The following is a 15,320-nucleotide window of genomic DNA, read 5'->3' as shown; positions in this document are numbered from 1 at the left end:
CTGGACCGTCGCAGCACTCGAGAATCGCGGCATGGATCCTCGGGTCTGCGCGCGTCGCTTCGCTCCTTGCTCCGCCCTAGAATGACGACGCTGAGGTGCTTCGGCCAATCTCCGCAGTCGCGTGCTTTCCCGCGCTAAAAACTAGCCGGACAACTGCTTAGCCGACTATGCGCAACCCTTGATTTAACGACCTCGACGGCGATTCAAATGAAAGGACCACACCATGGCCACTACAAAGCTGCTCAGCGATGCCGAGGTCGAAAAGAACCCGGCGGTGAAGGCCGTGTTCGACGATATCCGCGCGACGCGGAAATCCGACTTCGTCAACAATTTCTGGCGTGGGCTGGCCAACGATCCGGCGGCGCTGAAGCGGGTGTGGGAGCAGCTGAAGGCGGTGATGGTCGCCGACAGCGCCATCGATCCGCTGACCAAGGAAATGATCTACATCGCGGTCTCAGTCGCCAATGGCTGTTCCTACTGCATCCACTCGCATACGGCCGCCGCGCGGGCCAAGGGCATGACCGACGCGCAACATGGCGAGCTGGTGTCGATCATCGGCCTGGCAGGGCAGACGAACCATCTGGTGACATCCCTGCAGATTCCAGTCGACCCGCAGTTCGAGGTGAAGTGAGTCGGGGGAGCGTCACGACGTTTCCGTGTCGCTGCCAGCAAAAAAATATCGTCCGGCGGCGGCCGTTCGCGCATTTCACAGGCTTGTGTGCTTGAATCAAACTTTGCCCCGGCACTGTTAAGGAAGTGACATGTAACGGCACTAAGGAAGCCGCACGCGCAGTCGTTCGCCCTTGGTTTCCGGCACGGCTTTCGCGGCGGAGCCGTCATGAAAATCGTTCAGATCACCGATACCCATTTCAGCCCGACCAAGCCGCATTTCAACGGCAATTGGGAGCCGCTGGCCGACTGGATCGAGCAAAGCGGCGCCGATCTCGTCATCCACACCGGCGATCTGACCGTCGACGGAGCCGACAAGGATGACGACATCAGCTTCTGCATGGGACTGATGCGGGAGGTATCGAGACCCGTGCTGCTGGTGCCCGGCAACCACGACGTCGGCCATCTGCCGGGTTCGCTGCAGCCGGTCGATGCGGCACGGCTGGAGCGCTGGCGCCGCCTGGCCGGTCCTGACTACTGGTCCGAGGATGCGGGAAACTGGCGGCTCATTGGGCTAAACAGCCAGGTGATGGGCTTCAACGATGCCGCGGAGGAAGCCCAGTTCGAATGGCTGCGGGACACGCTGGAAAGCCGTGGCGGCCGCCGCGTCGCGATGTTTGCCCACAAGCCGCTTTTTGTCGACGATCCGGACGAAGGCGATACCGGCTATTGGAGCATCCGGCCGGCGCAACGCCGGCGTCTCTACGATCTGATCGCCGCCCACGACGTGGCCCTGCATGCGAGCGGCCACCTGCACTGGGCGTGGAAGGGCAAATACGCCGGCACCTCCCTGGTATGGGGGCCGTCCGCCGCCTTCATCGTCGACACCATGGAACGCAAGATGCCGGGCGAACAACTGATCGGCGCCGTCATGCATCATTTTGATGACGCGGTCGCGAGCGAGATCGTCGCCGTTCCCGGCATGACCCTTCATGTTCTCGATGACGTGGTCGAGGAAGTCTATCCGCACGAGGCCCACAAGGTCCGCAGGAAGGCTGGGTGATGGGCGTGCTGTCGCTGCGTGGCCTGAGCAAGGCCTTTGCCGGCAACGCCGTACTGAATGGCGTCAGCCTCGATGCGGAACCCGGCGAATTCATCGCCCTGGTCGGCCCGTCGGGGTGCGGGAAAAGCACCTTGCTGCGTATTCTCGCGGGACTCGACCATGCCGATGCCGGTGAGATAATGGTCGGTGGCAAGGACATGTCGAACATTGCCGCGGCCAACCGGAACATCGCCATGGTGTTCCAGTCCTACGCGCTCTACCCGCATCTGACGGCTGGCCAGAACATCGCCGTCCCGCTTGCCATAAAGCGGCTGAGCCTCACGCAGCGCCTGCCGCTGATCGGCGCTTGGCTACCGGGCCAGGGGGAGATACGCGCCGGCATCGCGCGCGATGTGCGCGAGATGGCCGCCTTGCTGAAGATCGACCATTTGCTCGACCGCAAGCCCGGACAGATGTCTGGCGGGCAGAGGCAGCGCGTGGCGCTGGCGCGCGCGATGGTGCGCCATCCCAGCATCTTCCTCATGGACGAACCGCTTTCCAACCTGGATGCCAATCTGCGCGTCCATGCGCGCGGCGAGATCGTGGAATTGCACCGGCGCGCCGGTGTGCCAACGCTCTATGTGACGCATGACCAGGCCGAGGCGCTGTCGATGGCCGATCGCGTCGCCGTCATGATCGGCGGCCATCTGCTTCAGCTCGCCACGCCCGAGACGATCTACAACGACCCCACCCATATCGAGGTCGCGCGGTTCGTCGGCCAGCCGAGGATCAATATCCTGCAGGCGATCGCCGAAAACGGTCGCGTCGACTTCGAAGGCATGCGGCTGGCTTTGCTGGAGAAGGTGGCGAACGGCCCGATCAGCCTCGGCATTCGCCCGGAATTCGTCAAACTGTCCCCCAGCGGGCGGAGCGGCGTTGCCGGGCGGATTGAACGGCTGGAATTCCTCGGCTCGGAAGTCATTGCCCATTGCCGGCTCGACGTCTCCGGCGACAGCGTCATCGCCAAGCTGGCGCCGCAGGAGGCGAAGGACCTGATCGGCGGAATGCCGGTGGGCATCCTTCTGGCTCCTGAGCAGGCGATGGTCTTCGGGCCTGAGGGACGCCGGCTGCGCATCGCGGAAGTGGCGGGCGCACGGCAGGAGCCGGCCTATGTCTAGCGTCGCGCTGGCGGGCAATGTCCTGAGCGCCGCGGCACTGCGTGCGCGCAGCGAGGACCGGACCGCCTGGCTGCTGGCGCTGCCGGCGATCGTGCTGCTCTTCCTGTTCGTGCTGTTGCCGGTGGTTGCCGTCGTCTTTCTGGGCTTCACCGATTTCGAGCTCGGCTACGGCAAATTCCGTATCGTCGGCTTCGAGAACTACGCGCATCTGTTCAGCGACCGCACCTTCCGAAAATCGCTGTGGAACACCACTCTCTACACGGCGATGGTCGCCCCGGTCTCGATCGCGCTCGGCTTGGGTGTCGCGCTTCTGATCGAAGGCGAATTGCGCGCGCGGGCTTTCTTCCGCACCGTCTACTTCCTGCCCGTGGCCTCGCTGATCGTCGCGATGGCAACCGTCTGGCAGTATATCTTCCATCCGACTATCGGGCCGCTCAACGCGCTGCTTTCGCTTGTCGGCATTCCCGGCCCGAACTGGCTCGGCGCCTCGAACACCGTCCTCTACAGCCTGTCGATCATCGGCGTCTGGCAGTCGGTCGGCTTCAACATGGTGCTGTTCCTGGCCGGCCTGACGGCGATCCCGCGCGAACTCTACGCAGCGGCTGAAGTCGACGGCGCGAAATCGGCGCTCGACCGGTTCTTCCTGGTCACCTGGCCGATGCTCGGGCCGACGACGCTGTTCGTCGTCACGATCAGCATCACCAATGCGGTTAAGGTTTTCGAGACCGTGAAGATGCTGACTGACGGAGGCCCGAACAAGGCGTCCGAAGTGCTCCTCTTCACCATCTACCAGGAGGGCTTCGTCTATATGCGCGTCGGCTATGCGTCGGCGATGACGGTGGTTTTCCTGGCGATCCTCGTCGTTTTGATGTTCCTGCAGTATCGCGTCCTCGACCGGCGGGTACACTACACATGACCAGCATTCCGGTCGGCCGTATCGTCCGCTTCACGTTGCTTTCGCTCGGTGCGCTGATGATTCTGGCGCCCTACATCTTCATGATCTCGACCGCCGGCAAGACGCAGAGCGACATCTTCACCGCGGCGCTTTCGCTGATCCCGCAGCACCCCTTCTTCGCTGAGAATTTCGCCAAGGCGCTGGAGAGGGTGCCAATGGCAACGCTGCTGTGGAACGGCATCGTCGTGTGCGGACTGATCTTCTTCTTCCAGGTCGCGGCTGCGATCCCTTGCGCCTACGCGATGGCCAAGCTGAAATTTCGCGCGGCGCGCGTGATGATGGTGCTGGTCATGCTCGGCCTTCTGGTTCCCATCCATGCGACAGCTCTGCCGCTCTATGTCGCGTTCGACCGCATGTCGCTGCTCAACAGCTACACCGCGCTGGTCGCTCCGTTCACGATCTCGGTGTTCGCGATCTTCATGTTCCTGCAATTCTTCCGCGCGATGCCCGACGACCTCATCCACGCGGCGCGGCTCGACGGCATGTCGGAGCTCGGCATCATCGCGCGCGTCATCGTGCCCAACGCCTGGCCGGCCGTCACCGCCTTCGCGATCTTTTCCGTCGTCGCGCACTGGAACGATCTCTACTGGCCGCTGATCGTCATCAGCAAGCAGGCCTACGCCACGCCGCCGCTCGGCCTGATGTACTTCCGCGCCGCGGAAGCGGGCGACGACTACGGCGCGCTGATGGCCGCGACGCTGATCATCACCCTTCCTCTCGTCGTCGCCTTCCTGCTCGCGCAGAAGCGCTTCGTCGAAGGCATCACCATGACCGGTCTCAAAGGCTGACCGGCCAACAAGGAGCACGAGCAATGAAGCATTTCTCCAGGATTATTGCCATGGCGGCGGTGTCGCTGGCATCGGCCCTTCCGGCCTATGCCGACACGACACTGACGGTCCACTATCCGATGCCCGGTTTCTTCAAGAACGTGATGGACACGATCTCGAAGAAGTTCATGGAAGAGAATCCCGACATCAAGATCCAGTTCGCCAGCCCGTCCGCGACCTATGAGGAAGGCATCCAGACCATTCTTCGTCAGGCCGGCACCGACGAGATGCCCGACATCACCTTCATCGGCCTCAATCGCCTGCGCATGCTCAACGAGCGCGACGTCGCCGTCGACCTCGGGCCGCTGGTGAAGAAGGACGGCAACATGGCCGAGCAAGGCTTCTCCGACACCATACTGAAGCTCGCGCAGGTGAACGGCAAGCAGATCGGGCTGGCCTTCGCCACCTCCAATCCGATCATGTATTACAACGCCGACCTGGTTAAGGCGGCCGGTGGCGATCCGGACAATCCGCCCAAGACCTGGGACGAGGTGATCGCGCTTGGCGGCAAGATCAAGGCGCTCGGCAACGGTGTCGACGGCATCGACTTCCGCTGGCAGGGCGATGATTGGATGTTCTCGGCGCTGCTGTTTGGCGCCGGGGGCAAGATGCTGAACGGCGACGAGAGCAAGGTCGCTTTCAACAGTCCAGAAGGCGAGAAGGCTGTCGAGCTTATCGAGCGGATGGTGAAGGAAGGCGGCATGCCGGTCTTCACCAAGCCGGCGGGCGAGCAGGCTTTCGCGGCCGGCAAGGTCGGCTTCGAATTCCAGACCACAGGCGCGCTGGTCAACACGATCAAGAATGTCGGCGACAAGTTCACGCTGCGCACGGCCAAGATCCCGCTGATCGATCCGGTCAACGGCCATTTGCCGACCGGCGGCAATGCGGTGGTCATCCTGACCAAGGACACCGCGAAGCAGGAAGCCGCCTGGAAGTTCGCCAAGTTCGCCGCCGGCCCGTACGGCGCGTCGGTGGTGGTGCCCGGCACCGGCTATGTCCCCAACAACGAACTCGCCGCGAAATCACCTGATTATCTCGGCGATTTCTACAAGAAGAACCCGCTGTTCCAGGCCGGCCTCAGCCAGATGCCGCTGATGGTTCCGTGGTACGCCTTCCCGGGCACCAACGGAGTCAAGGTGACGCAGACCATCGTCGACAATCTGTCCCGCATCGTCGACCAGTCGGCGACGCCGAAGGAAGCGCTTGCCGACGCCGCGAGCGACGTCGAAGGCATGTTGCCGACGCAATAACTGCTTGCTCAGCAAGCCGTCGCGCCTACCCGGCGCGGCGGCTTTCCGAAGCGCTATACCGGCCGGTAAACCTTCTCCGCCGTGTTCCAGAAGATGTCCGCCTCGGCCTTGGCGCCGTGTCCGGCAACCGCAGCGCGGTGCGTCTTGATCAGCTCGGCATGGCTGGTCCACAGCTTTTCGATCGGGAAGTTCGAGCCGAACATCAGATGGTCAGCCCCAACGATTTCGATCGTGTTGTCGACGATGTAAGCGATCAGATCCGGATCGTTGCGGTGCACGAAGGTGCCGAGGCCGGAAAGCTTGGCGTAGAAATTGGGCGCGGCCGATAGCGTGCGCAAGCCGGCCTTCCAGGCTTCTGTCGTTTCGGGCGCCATATCGGTCAGCATGCCGGCATGGGTGAGGATGAAATCGGTTTCGGGGTTTTCGTCGACCAGCCTCAGCCCATCTTTCATCTGGGCGGGGAAAAGCTGCAGGTCGAATGAGAGGCCGTAGTCCTTCAGCCGTGCCACGTTTTTCCGCACCTTCGGATCGATTACCTGGTCGGCGGAGGCGGCGAAGCGAAAGGCTTGCGTTTCGTGCCAGTGGAGCTGCATGCGCACGCCGCGCAGCAGCTTGTATTTCATCAGCCGGTCGATCTGGTGGCGCACGTCATCCACGGTCATGTCGGCGTAGCCGACGATGGCATGCGGCCAGCCGGTCTCGTCGGCTGTCTTCTGCAGGAAGGCGACTTCCTTCTCGAAGTCCTCCTTGGCCCAGTTGGTCTGGACATAGACGGCCTTCTCGACGCCCGAGCCTTTCTGGTCTTCGAGGAATTCGCCGATCGGATAGTCGCGGCGGATCGGCTCGTAGGGGCCGAAGATGCGCGGCACCATGGGGCCGACCAGCCAGGGCTGGTCCTTCTGGCGCCAGATGTGGAAATGCGCGTCGATGGCTTTCTGCATCACGATACCCTTTTCCAGATGACTGAAGCCGCAGGCGCAGGACGGGCGAGCGACAGGATGAAATCGGTCAGGCTTCCCACCGACGAGCCGTCGACCAGATCGTCGAGCGCCGGCAGGATGGCGCGGAGTGCCGCCGTCGCCGGGCGAAAGCGCGGATCGCCGGCGAGCGGCGTCGCCAGCGACAGCCGGAAAGCGCGGGCGCTGAAGCGGCGCATCGCGGTTTCGAGATCGGAATGGTCGCCGCGTTCCAGGCCATCGGACAGGATGACGACGCAGGCGCCGCGCGCGAAGGCGGAAAAGCGCGGCACCGAAAGGAAGGCAAGCAATGTCGGCCCCATGCGGGTGCCGCCGTCCCAATCATCGACAAGCGCCGCGGCGCGGGCAAGCGCTTGCTCGCGGTCACGAATGCGCAGCGCCGAGGTGATGCGGGTGAGGCGCGTGCCGAAGGTGAAGACTTCGGCGCGGTCCACGCCTTGCACGGCCGCGTGGGCCAGCTTGAGGTAGTCGGCGGTGTGCTGCTTCATCGAGCCTGACACATCGATGAGCAGGAGCAGTTTTCGCGATACGGTCTGGCGACGGCGCAGCTGCGGCGCGGGGATGTCGCCGTCGGCGCTGACGATTTCGCTGAGCGAGCGGCGGAGATCGAGCGTGCCGCGCGAGCGGGTGCGCGCGGTGCGAAAGGAACGGCGCACGGGCAGGGCACCAGCAAGCTTGCGGCGGAATGAGCCAAGGTCATCGGGATCGCGCTGGAAGTCGCGCATGCTCAACTGCTCGAGCGCTGAGGACAGTTCGCCGCCTTTCTCGTGGCGCGGGGTCTGGCTCTCTTGTTCGCGTGTGCCGCGATCGCCCTTGACGCGGGTTTCGTCGTCATCTTCGCCTTCGATCGAAGGCTTGGCGTCGCCGTAGAAATAGCCGCGGAAATGCGCGTCGAATTCGCTGCGGCGGTCGGGCGAGGGCGCCAGCGTGGCAAGGGCTGCTTCGCGGATGTCGTTCATCGAGCGCGGTCCGAGCAGGGTGACTGCCTGCATGAAGCTAGTTACCTGTTCGGGTGCGATGGCGAAGGCGTGACGGCGCAGCAGGCGGGCGAAGCCCAGAAAAGGCGCAGCGGCACGAGGCAAGCTTTCCCCACGCATCATTCCTTCGCGCCCCCCTCTGTCCTGCCGGACATCTCCCCCACGAGGGGGGAGATTAGCAGCGTTGGCGCGCCGCTCAATTCTGCCAGGCTGAAGATTGGCGAAAGCCGGCGCGACATCCGATCTCCCCCCTTGTGGGGGAGATGTCCGGCAGGACAGAGGGGGGCGCTGTCCCGCCAGCGCTGAGAGATAGGCGCGCAATGCCGATTGCTCATCACCCCAGCGCCTCCTCGACAATCCTCCCCAGTTCCGGCGCGATCGCCGACAAATCCTCCTCGTCCTTGATCAGCACGCCGATGGCGCGGCGGAAGGCTTGCGGCCACGGGCTGCCGCCTTTTTCGAGGATGGTCGCGGCATTCGCCCATTCGACCGCTTCGGCAATGCCGGGCGGCTTGGCCAGCGGCCGCGCGCGGATCTCCTGCACGGCATTGGCAACCGCGCGCGCCGTCGCTTCGGCGACGTGGCCCGAGCGCAGCATGATGATCTCGGCCTCGCGCTGGGCGTCGGGATAGCCGATCCAATGATAGACGCAGCGCCGACGCAGCGCCTCGGCAAGCTCGCGGGTGCGGTTCGAGGTCAGGATGACGATCGGCTGCGCCGCGGCGCGAATCGTGCCGCGCTCCGGAATGCTGATCTGGAAATCAGAGAGGAATTCCAAGAGCAGCGCCTCGAACTCGTGGTCGGAACGATCGATCTCGTCGACCAGAAGCACGCGTTGCTCCGGCGCCCGCAAAACTTGCAGCAGCGGCCGGGCGATCAGGAAGCGGTCGTCATAGATGTCGATCTCGTGCTCGCCGGCATGGCGGATGGCGAGCAGCTGGCGCTGGTAGTTCCACTCGTAAAGCGCATGCCCGGCGTCGATGCCTTCATAGCATTGCAGGCGCACCAGCTCGCGGCCGAGGAGTTCGGCGACCGCCTTCGCGGCTTCGGTCTTGCCGACGCCCGGCGCCCCCTCGAGCAGCAGCGGTTTGCCGAGGCGAATCGCCAGGAAGATCGCGGTGGCGAGGCTGTCGTCAGCCAGATAGCGCGAGGCGGCAAGGCGCGCGGCTATCGCCTCCGGCGAAGCCGCGACCGCAACGGCGTCGGCGTTTGCCATCTTCCCCTCAGCCCGCCGCCTGCGCCTTCAGCGCGCGCAGGATGCGCTCCGGCGTGATCGGCAGCGTGTCGATGCGCACGCCGACCGCGTCGAAGACGGCGTTGGCGACGGCCGGGATTTGCGGGTTGGCGCACATCTCGCCGGGGCCCTTGGCGCCGAACGGCCCATCGGCGGAAGGGCGCTCCAGCACAATGATCTCGGTCTCCGCCAGGTCGCCTGGGCCAGGCATCAGATACTGGTTGAAGTCGGTGCCGCCATGGTCGCGGTTCGGATAATAGGGTTCGGTCGTCTCGTAGAGCGCGTGGCTGATTCCCATCCAGGAGCCGCCGACCAACTGCTGCTCGACCATCTTCGGATTGAGCGCGCGGCCGATCTCGAAGACGTTCTTGACCGTCAGCACCGTCACTTCGCCGGTCTCGTCGTCGACCTCGACCTCGGCCACCGTGCAGGCATGGGCGTAGCAGGTGGAGGGCTTCATCGCGCCGGTCTCTTTTTCCGGGTAGGAGCGCGGGATCAGGAACATGCCGCGGCCTGAGATCGAGCGGCCGCGCTTGAAATGCGCCGACAGGGCGACATCGAAGATCGAGATCGATTTCTGCGGCGCGCCCTTCACCTGTATATTGCCCTGGCCGTCGGTCTCGAGGTCGGAGGCGTTCACCTCCAGCTCTTCGGCGGCCACTTCCAGCATCACCTGGCGGGCTTCCTTGGCGGCCTGGATGACGGCATTGCCGGCGCGGTGCGTGCCGCGCGAGGCGAAGGTGCCCATGCAATGCGGGCCGGTGTCGGTGTCGGCGGTGTCGACGACGACGCGGTCGGTCGGCACGCCGATCGTCTCGGCGCAGATCTGCGCCATGATCTGCTTCATGCCCTGGCCGAGATCGACGGATGACAGCGTGACCATGAAGTTGCCGGTCGGCGTCGAATGCACGAGCGCCTGGGTCGGATCGCCGCCGAGATTCATGCCCGTCGGATAATTGATCGCGGCGACGCCGCGTCCACGCCGGATCGCCATCTCAAGCTCCGTTCTTGTAGGAGGACATCGCCATGTATTTCTCCGCCACCGGCCAGTTGGCGGCGCGCGAGGCTTCCTGCATGCATTCGATCAGCGCGGCACCCTCGGTCGGCTGGCGATGCGCCTTCATGTCGCCGTCGCGATAGGCGTTGATGAAGCGGAATTCGAGCGGGTCCATGCCGATCAGCCGGGCCAGCTTGTCCATCTGCACCTCCAGCGCGAAGTCGCCGATGGTGACGCCGAAGCCGCGCATTGCGGAGGAGGGGGTGCGGTTGGTGTAGACGCAGTAGGTGTCGATCCAGACATTCGGGATCGTGTAGGGGCCGGGATAGTGCCCAGCGCCCTTCTGCGCGCCGTAGGGCGAGTGGCGCGAATAGGCGCCGGCATCGGTGTAGCCGGTCACCTTGCGCGCAACGATGCGGCCGTCCTTCATCAAGCCGTCCTTGATGACGACCTTCTCGGCCGCGCGCGGCGAGGAGATCTGCATCTCCTCCTCACGGCTATAGATAAAACAGACCGGGCGTCCGGTTAGCTTGGCGGCGAGGATGGCGATCGGCTCGACGATGACGTCGACCTTGCCGCCAAAACCGCCGCCGACCGTGCCGCCGACAAAATGCAGCTTCGAGCCCGACATCTGCAGAATGATCGAGGTGTTGTCGAGGGTGAAGAACATCGCCTGCGTGTTGGTGTAGCAGGTGAAGCGGTCGTTGCCTTCTGGCGTCACCACGCAGCCCGTCGTCTCGGTCGGCGCGTGCTCGATCGGCGAGGACTGGTAGGACTGTTCGAGGATGTGGTCTGCCCCGGCAAAGCCTGCCTCGACATCGCCGAAGCGCACCTTGCGGCACTCGCCGCTGTCATAGAGGTAGTAGTTCTGGCCGTGATATTCGTTGACCAAAGGCGCGCCGGGCTTCAGTGCCTCCTCCATGTCGAAGACCGCCGGCAGCACCTCATAGTCGACCTTGATCTTGGCGGCGGCTTCCTGCGCCGCGCGCTCGGTCTCGGCCAGCACCGCCACCACGGCCTCGCCCTTCCAGCGCACCTTGCCGTCGGCGAGCACGGTTTCGTCCTCGGGACCGATCTGGATCAGGATCAGGATGGTGTAGACATTGTGCGGCACGTCCTTGGCGGTCAGCACCTTGACGACGCCCGGGTGCTTTTCCGCTTGCGACGTGTCGATCGACCGGATGCGGGCATGGTGGTGCGGGCTGCGCACCATCTTCAGATGCAGCATGCCCGGGAAGTTCCGGTCGGCGAAATAGGTAGTCTTGCCGGTGACGTGTCCAGGGGAATCGAGCCGCGGGCGGCCCTGGCCGATCTCATGCAGGCCGTCCTTGCGGACATCGGCGAAATAGTCCTTGCGCAGTTCCATAGCTCGGTCCCTCAGGCGGCGTTCTGCGAGTTGGCGCGCGCGGCGGTCAGCACCGCCTGGATGATCGGCTCATAGCCGGTGCAGCGGCAGATGTTGCCGGACAGCGCCTCGACCACATCGTCGCGGCTCGGGTTCGGCGTGCGGTCGAGCAGCACCTTTGCCGCCATGATCATGCCCGGCGTGCAGAAACCGCATTGCGTGGCGAAGGCATCGAGGAAAGCGCGCTGCAGCGGATGAAGCACGCCGCCTTCGGCAAGGCCGGCGGTCGTCCTGATGTCAGCCCCGCCGCAGGTTTCAGCCAGCGTCAGGCAGGAGAGCCGCAATTCGCCGTCGATGATGACCGAGCAGGCGCCGCAGGTGCCCTGGTGGCAGCCGCCCTTGGGCGATGTGTCGCCGATCTTGTCGCGCAGCGCGTGGAGCAGCGTCGCGCCGCTTTCGACGAACTCGGCTTTTTCGGAGCCGTTGAGTGTGAATTGAACCGGGACCTTCGTCATTTTTCCTCCCTGCGCGCCTGCCCGGAACGGCCGGACAGACGCGCGTCCCCCACGGATATTAGTCAAGCAGCAGCCGGCCGAGATGGACCGGCAGAACCTCGGCGCGATACCAGGCGCTGGCGATCGGATCGGTGATCGGCGCGATGCCTTCGCTCGCGGCCATCAGCGCCGGCGCGATCTCCTGCGGCATGAGCTTGCAGCCGAGCAGCGCCTTTTCGGCCGCTAAAGCGCGTATCGGCCGGTCGGCCATACAGCCCAGCGCGATCCGCGCCGAGGTCACCGTGCCGTCCGGTGCGAGTTCCAGAAGCGCGGCGATGCTCAGCACAGACACACCCTTCGGCTTGACGCGCGATACTTTCAGGAAGCGGAAGCTTTCAGCCTTGGGCAATGAAAAGGTGGCAGCGGTGACGATGGCGCGGCTGGTATCGCGGCCGGCCAGGAAGGTCTCGACTGCCAGTTCGCCGTCTTCGGTGACGACGGTCGCGTCCAGCGCCAGCAGCGCGACGGCGAAATCGCCGTAAGGGGCAGGGACGAACAGATTGCCGCCGACGGTTGCCATGTTGCGGATCGCAGGCCCGCCGACAGAGCGCGCGGCAGGCGCGAGCGCGGCAAGCTCGGGGTGGCGGGCAATCGCTGCCATGGTGACCGAAGCGCCGAGCCGGACCTTGGCGCCGGAAACCGCGATCTGCGAAAGGCCGGGATCATTGACACGGATCAGGCTGGAGATGGAAACGTCGCCTTCATTGGCGGCGCGGATCACCAGCGTGCCGCCGCCGAGATAACGCGTGCCGGCGGCACGCAAGGCGGCATTGGCGTCTTTCACGCTCGAAAAAGTTTGCAGCGCAAGCGACATGACAGGCTCCCGTCAGCTCTGGCCAGCGAAATGACTTTTCAAAGCGTTGAAGCCGCCCTGGAAGACGTTGGCGCCCATGCCCTCGGCCAGCTTGTCGGCCTCCTCCGGTGCTGCGTCGAAGCTTGCGCTCCATTCGGCGTAGGTGCGGTTACCGTCGGTGACGCGCCGCAACTGCAGCGTCGCCTTGTGATTGGTGAGCGGCTGCGGCGTTTCCAGGATCGAATAGCTGACCAGGAAATTGTCGTCGGAGAAGTCGAGCAGCTTTTCGCGCAGCCGAGCGCCGCTGACCAGTTGGAAGTTGCGCACGCAGCCGATCGCGGTGGCGTCCTTGCCGTCCTCGATATGGCTTTCCACCATGCGCGGATGCCAGTTCGGCAGGCCGTTGAAGTCGCGGATGCGCGCCCAGACCTGCTCGACCGGCGCATCGATGACGCTGGAAATGGTGACTTTCGCCATAGACTGGTTCCCTTGCAAAGATCAGGAGCAGGCTAGGGGTGCCGACGGGCCGGCGCTTATCAATGCGTCTTAAGTGCGTATCAACCAGTCGGAAAATGCGGCGACGGATCAGCCCGCAAAGGCGGTCAAGACACGGCTCTCGCGGCTTCCCGGTAGAGCGTCGGCGGCACGCCGACATGGTCGCGGAAGAAGCGCGAGAAATTGCCCTGGGTGGTGAAGCCAAGATTGCAGGCGACCGAGATCAGCGGCTCCTGCGACCACTGCAACTGGCGCACGGCTTCCTCCATGCGCAGCGTGTTCCAGTAGACGTTCGGCGTCAGGTTGGTCTGTTCCTTGAACAGCGCGAAGAAATGCGGCCGGGACAGGCCGACCGAACGGGCGACGTCGTCGAAGGAGATGCGCTCGCAGACATTGGCCTTCATCAGCTGGATCGCCTTGCGGACGCGGAAATCGAGCATCGTGTTGATGCGCGCGCGGGCTATCTGCGGCGCGGATGTCTCGGCCGCGTCGAGCACGCTGTCGATGAAACGCTCGATCTCGTAATTGGCGACGTCGTCGATACTCTCATTGTCGGTCAGGTGATCGAGCAGGTTCGCCGCCGCCTGATGCAGCCAAGGCTCCAGCGTGATCGCGGCTTGCGTGAACAGCGGCGCCGACGATGGAAGGTCGCGGCGCCGGCGCGCCCAGTCGGGGTCGATGTAGAAGGCGAGGAACAGGCCGGGCTTGCCGTCGCGGGAAAGGGCGTGGCTGTGCGGCTGGAACGAGTTGATGCCGGCCGCCGTGCCCGGCCCAAGCCGCACCGTCTCGCGGCCGATGGTCATTTCGCCCGCCGTGCCTTCCAACCAGATGATGAGATGCGCCTCGCCGTGGGCATGGGTGACGAAGTCGTTGGCGACATTCAGCACGGAAACATGTCCGAACCGGCCCCAATAGAGCCTGATCGCGTCCGTCATGGGTATCGTTCCTCCCGCAGGCGACTGGCCTCCCTTCGCCTGCCGGGGAATAGTGCGGCCAGGGTGAGGCCGCGTCAAGGCGGGCAAGCGCAGCGGAACTTGCGCTCAAAGCGCCTGAATGGATTTTCAGACTGAGCGATAGGGGGAGCTAGTCACTGCGGCGGAAGTTGCGGACGCGGTCGAACAGCACCGCGAGGATGATCGCGCCGCCGATGAAAGTGCCTTGCCAGAAGGCGTTGATGCCGAGCAGGCCAAGGCTGTTGCGGATCACCTCGATGAGGGCGGCGCCGACGATGGCGCCGAGCGCGGTGCCGACGCCGCCGGCGAGATTGGCGCCGCCGATGACGGTGGCGGCGATGACCTGCAGCTCCATGCCGTTGCCGAGATTGGTGGTGACGGCGCCCAGCCATCCGGTCTGGATGATGCCGGCAATCCCTGCCGACAGCGCCGAGATCATGTAGACGACGACCTTGATCTGCTTGACGGGAACGCCGGTCAGCGTCGCTGCATGCTCATTGCCGCCGATGGCGAAGATGTGCCGCCCGAACTTGGTCAAGCGCAGGATGAAGCCGGTGATCAGTGCCAGTATGATCATGTAGAGCACCGGATTGGCGATGCCGAACAGCCAGGCGCCACCGCCCAGCGCCAGTAGCTTCTGATGGTCCGGTCCGAACTGGAAGACCACCGTGTTGTTGGACGCGACCATGGCAAGGCTGCGCGCCACCGACAGCATGCCGAGCGTGACCACGAAAGGCGGGAAGCCGAGATAGGCGATGAGCACGCCGTTGAAGGCGCCGATCACAAGCGCGGTGGCGATCGAGGCCAGGATGCCCACTTCGATCGAATAGCCGGCATGCATGGTGACGGCGAGCACCATCGAGCACAGGCAAAGCACCGAGCCGACCGACAGATCGATGCCGCCGGTGATGATGACGAAAGTCATGCCGAGCGCGACGATGGCGATGAAGGTGACGTTGCGCGTGATGTTGAAGAGGTTCTTCGACGTGGCGAAGGAATCGGTGGCGACGGACAGGAACAGGCAGGCGAGGATGACCGCGATCACCACCCAGAAGGTCTGGTTGGAGAAGAGCCGCGACAGGAAGGTGTGCTGCTTCTGCGCGATCGTCTGGTCAAGTGTGACTGCCATTATCG

16 protein-coding genes are annotated in these 15,320 nt (G+C 64.3%); 6 read left to right on the top strand and 10 right to left on the bottom strand.

What is annotated here, in order from left to right; translation table 11 throughout:
• Positions 1-223: 223 nt before the first annotated feature.
• From FJW07_RS30295 to FJW07_RS30270, 6 genes are all read left to right on the top strand, one after another.
• The gene (locus FJW07_RS30295; protein WP_140859960.1) at positions 224-631 is read left to right on the top strand and encodes a carboxymuconolactone decarboxylase family protein; all 408 of its coding nucleotides are present in this window, start codon (positions 224-226) and stop codon (positions 629-631) included.
• Between the two features lie 207 nt (positions 632-838).
• Positions 839-1,672, top strand: coding sequence for a metallophosphoesterase (locus tag FJW07_RS30290; RefSeq protein ID WP_140859953.1), 834 nt, complete (start codon positions 839-841; stop codon positions 1,670-1,672).
• The gene (locus tag FJW07_RS30285; RefSeq protein ID WP_140706525.1) at positions 1,672-2,829 is read left to right on the top strand and encodes an ABC transporter ATP-binding protein; all 1,158 of its coding nucleotides are present in this window, start codon (positions 1,672-1,674) and stop codon (positions 2,827-2,829) included. The genes FJW07_RS30290 and FJW07_RS30285 overlap by 1 nt, the downstream gene beginning before the upstream one ends.
• Positions 2,822-3,745: a sugar ABC transporter permease gene (locus tag FJW07_RS30280; RefSeq protein ID WP_140859947.1), complete on the top strand. Its 924-nt coding sequence runs from the start codon at positions 2,822-2,824 to the stop codon at positions 3,743-3,745. The genes FJW07_RS30285 and FJW07_RS30280 overlap by 8 nt, the downstream gene beginning before the upstream one ends.
• Positions 3,742-4,572, top strand: a complete 831-nt coding sequence (locus FJW07_RS30275) for a carbohydrate ABC transporter permease (RefSeq protein ID WP_140859940.1) — start codon at positions 3,742-3,744, stop codon at positions 4,570-4,572. The genes FJW07_RS30280 and FJW07_RS30275 overlap by 4 nt, the downstream gene beginning before the upstream one ends.
• Positions 4,573-4,595: 23 nt before the next feature.
• Positions 4,596-5,861, top strand: a complete 1,266-nt coding sequence (locus FJW07_RS30270; RefSeq protein ID WP_140828805.1) for an ABC transporter substrate-binding protein — start codon at positions 4,596-4,598, stop codon at positions 5,859-5,861.
• Positions 5,862-5,914: 53 nt separating this feature from the next.
• On the opposite strand, the gene FJW07_RS30265 is transcribed toward FJW07_RS30270, so the two are convergent.
• From FJW07_RS30265 to FJW07_RS30215, 10 genes are all read right to left on the bottom strand, one after another.
• On the bottom strand, positions 5,915-6,802 hold the full coding sequence (locus tag FJW07_RS30265; RefSeq protein WP_181182766.1) for an amidohydrolase: 888 nt from the start codon (positions 6,800-6,802) through the stop codon (positions 5,915-5,917).
• Positions 6,802-7,938 carry a VWA domain-containing protein gene (locus FJW07_RS30260; RefSeq protein ID WP_140859927.1) on the bottom strand — a complete coding sequence of 379 codons (1,137 nt, stop codon included), beginning with the start codon at positions 7,936-7,938 and terminating at the stop codon, positions 6,802-6,804. The genes FJW07_RS30265 and FJW07_RS30260 overlap by 1 nt, the downstream gene beginning before the upstream one ends.
• 211 nt (positions 7,939-8,149) lie before the next feature.
• On the bottom strand, positions 8,150-9,031 hold the full coding sequence (locus FJW07_RS30250) for a MoxR family ATPase (protein ID WP_140859920.1): 882 nt from the start codon (positions 9,029-9,031) through the stop codon (positions 8,150-8,152).
• A 7-nt stretch (positions 9,032-9,038) separates the two neighbouring features.
• Positions 9,039-10,043: a molybdopterin cofactor-binding domain-containing protein gene (locus FJW07_RS32340; RefSeq protein ID WP_127303757.1), complete on the bottom strand. Its 1,005-nt coding sequence runs from the start codon at positions 10,041-10,043 to the stop codon at positions 9,039-9,041.
• Position 10,044: 1 nt separating this feature from the next.
• Positions 10,045-11,412, bottom strand: a complete 1,368-nt coding sequence (locus tag FJW07_RS32335) for a xanthine dehydrogenase family protein molybdopterin-binding subunit (protein ID WP_140859913.1) — start codon at positions 11,410-11,412, stop codon at positions 10,045-10,047.
• An 11-nt stretch (positions 11,413-11,423) separates the two neighbouring features.
• On the bottom strand, positions 11,424-11,906 hold the full coding sequence (locus FJW07_RS30235; protein WP_140859907.1) for a (2Fe-2S)-binding protein: 483 nt from the start codon (positions 11,904-11,906) through the stop codon (positions 11,424-11,426).
• A gap of 58 nt (positions 11,907-11,964) precedes the next feature.
• Positions 11,965-12,759 carry an FAD binding domain-containing protein gene (locus FJW07_RS30230; RefSeq protein WP_140859898.1) on the bottom strand — a complete coding sequence of 265 codons (795 nt, stop codon included), beginning with the start codon at positions 12,757-12,759 and terminating at the stop codon, positions 11,965-11,967.
• A gap of 12 nt (positions 12,760-12,771) precedes the next feature.
• Entirely contained in the window at positions 12,772-13,215 is a 444-nt protein-coding gene (locus FJW07_RS30225) for an SRPBCC family protein (protein WP_140859881.1), read from the bottom strand.
• A gap of 125 nt (positions 13,216-13,340) precedes the next feature.
• Positions 13,341-14,168 (bottom strand): AraC family transcriptional regulator, encoded by an 828-nt coding sequence (locus FJW07_RS30220; protein ID WP_140706505.1) that lies wholly within the window; start codon positions 14,166-14,168, stop codon positions 13,341-13,343.
• Between the two features lie 148 nt (positions 14,169-14,316).
• The gene (locus tag FJW07_RS30215; RefSeq protein ID WP_140659882.1) at positions 14,317-15,315 is read right to left on the bottom strand and encodes an ABC transporter permease; all 999 of its coding nucleotides are present in this window, start codon (positions 15,313-15,315) and stop codon (positions 14,317-14,319) included.
• Positions 15,316-15,320: the final 5 nt, after the last annotated feature.

It is taken from the genome of Mesorhizobium sp. B3-1-9 (assembly GCF_006439595.1).
GTDB lineage: Bacteria > Pseudomonadota > Alphaproteobacteria > Rhizobiales > Rhizobiaceae > Mesorhizobium.
This window is presented reverse-complemented; position numbering and strand designations above follow the sequence as displayed.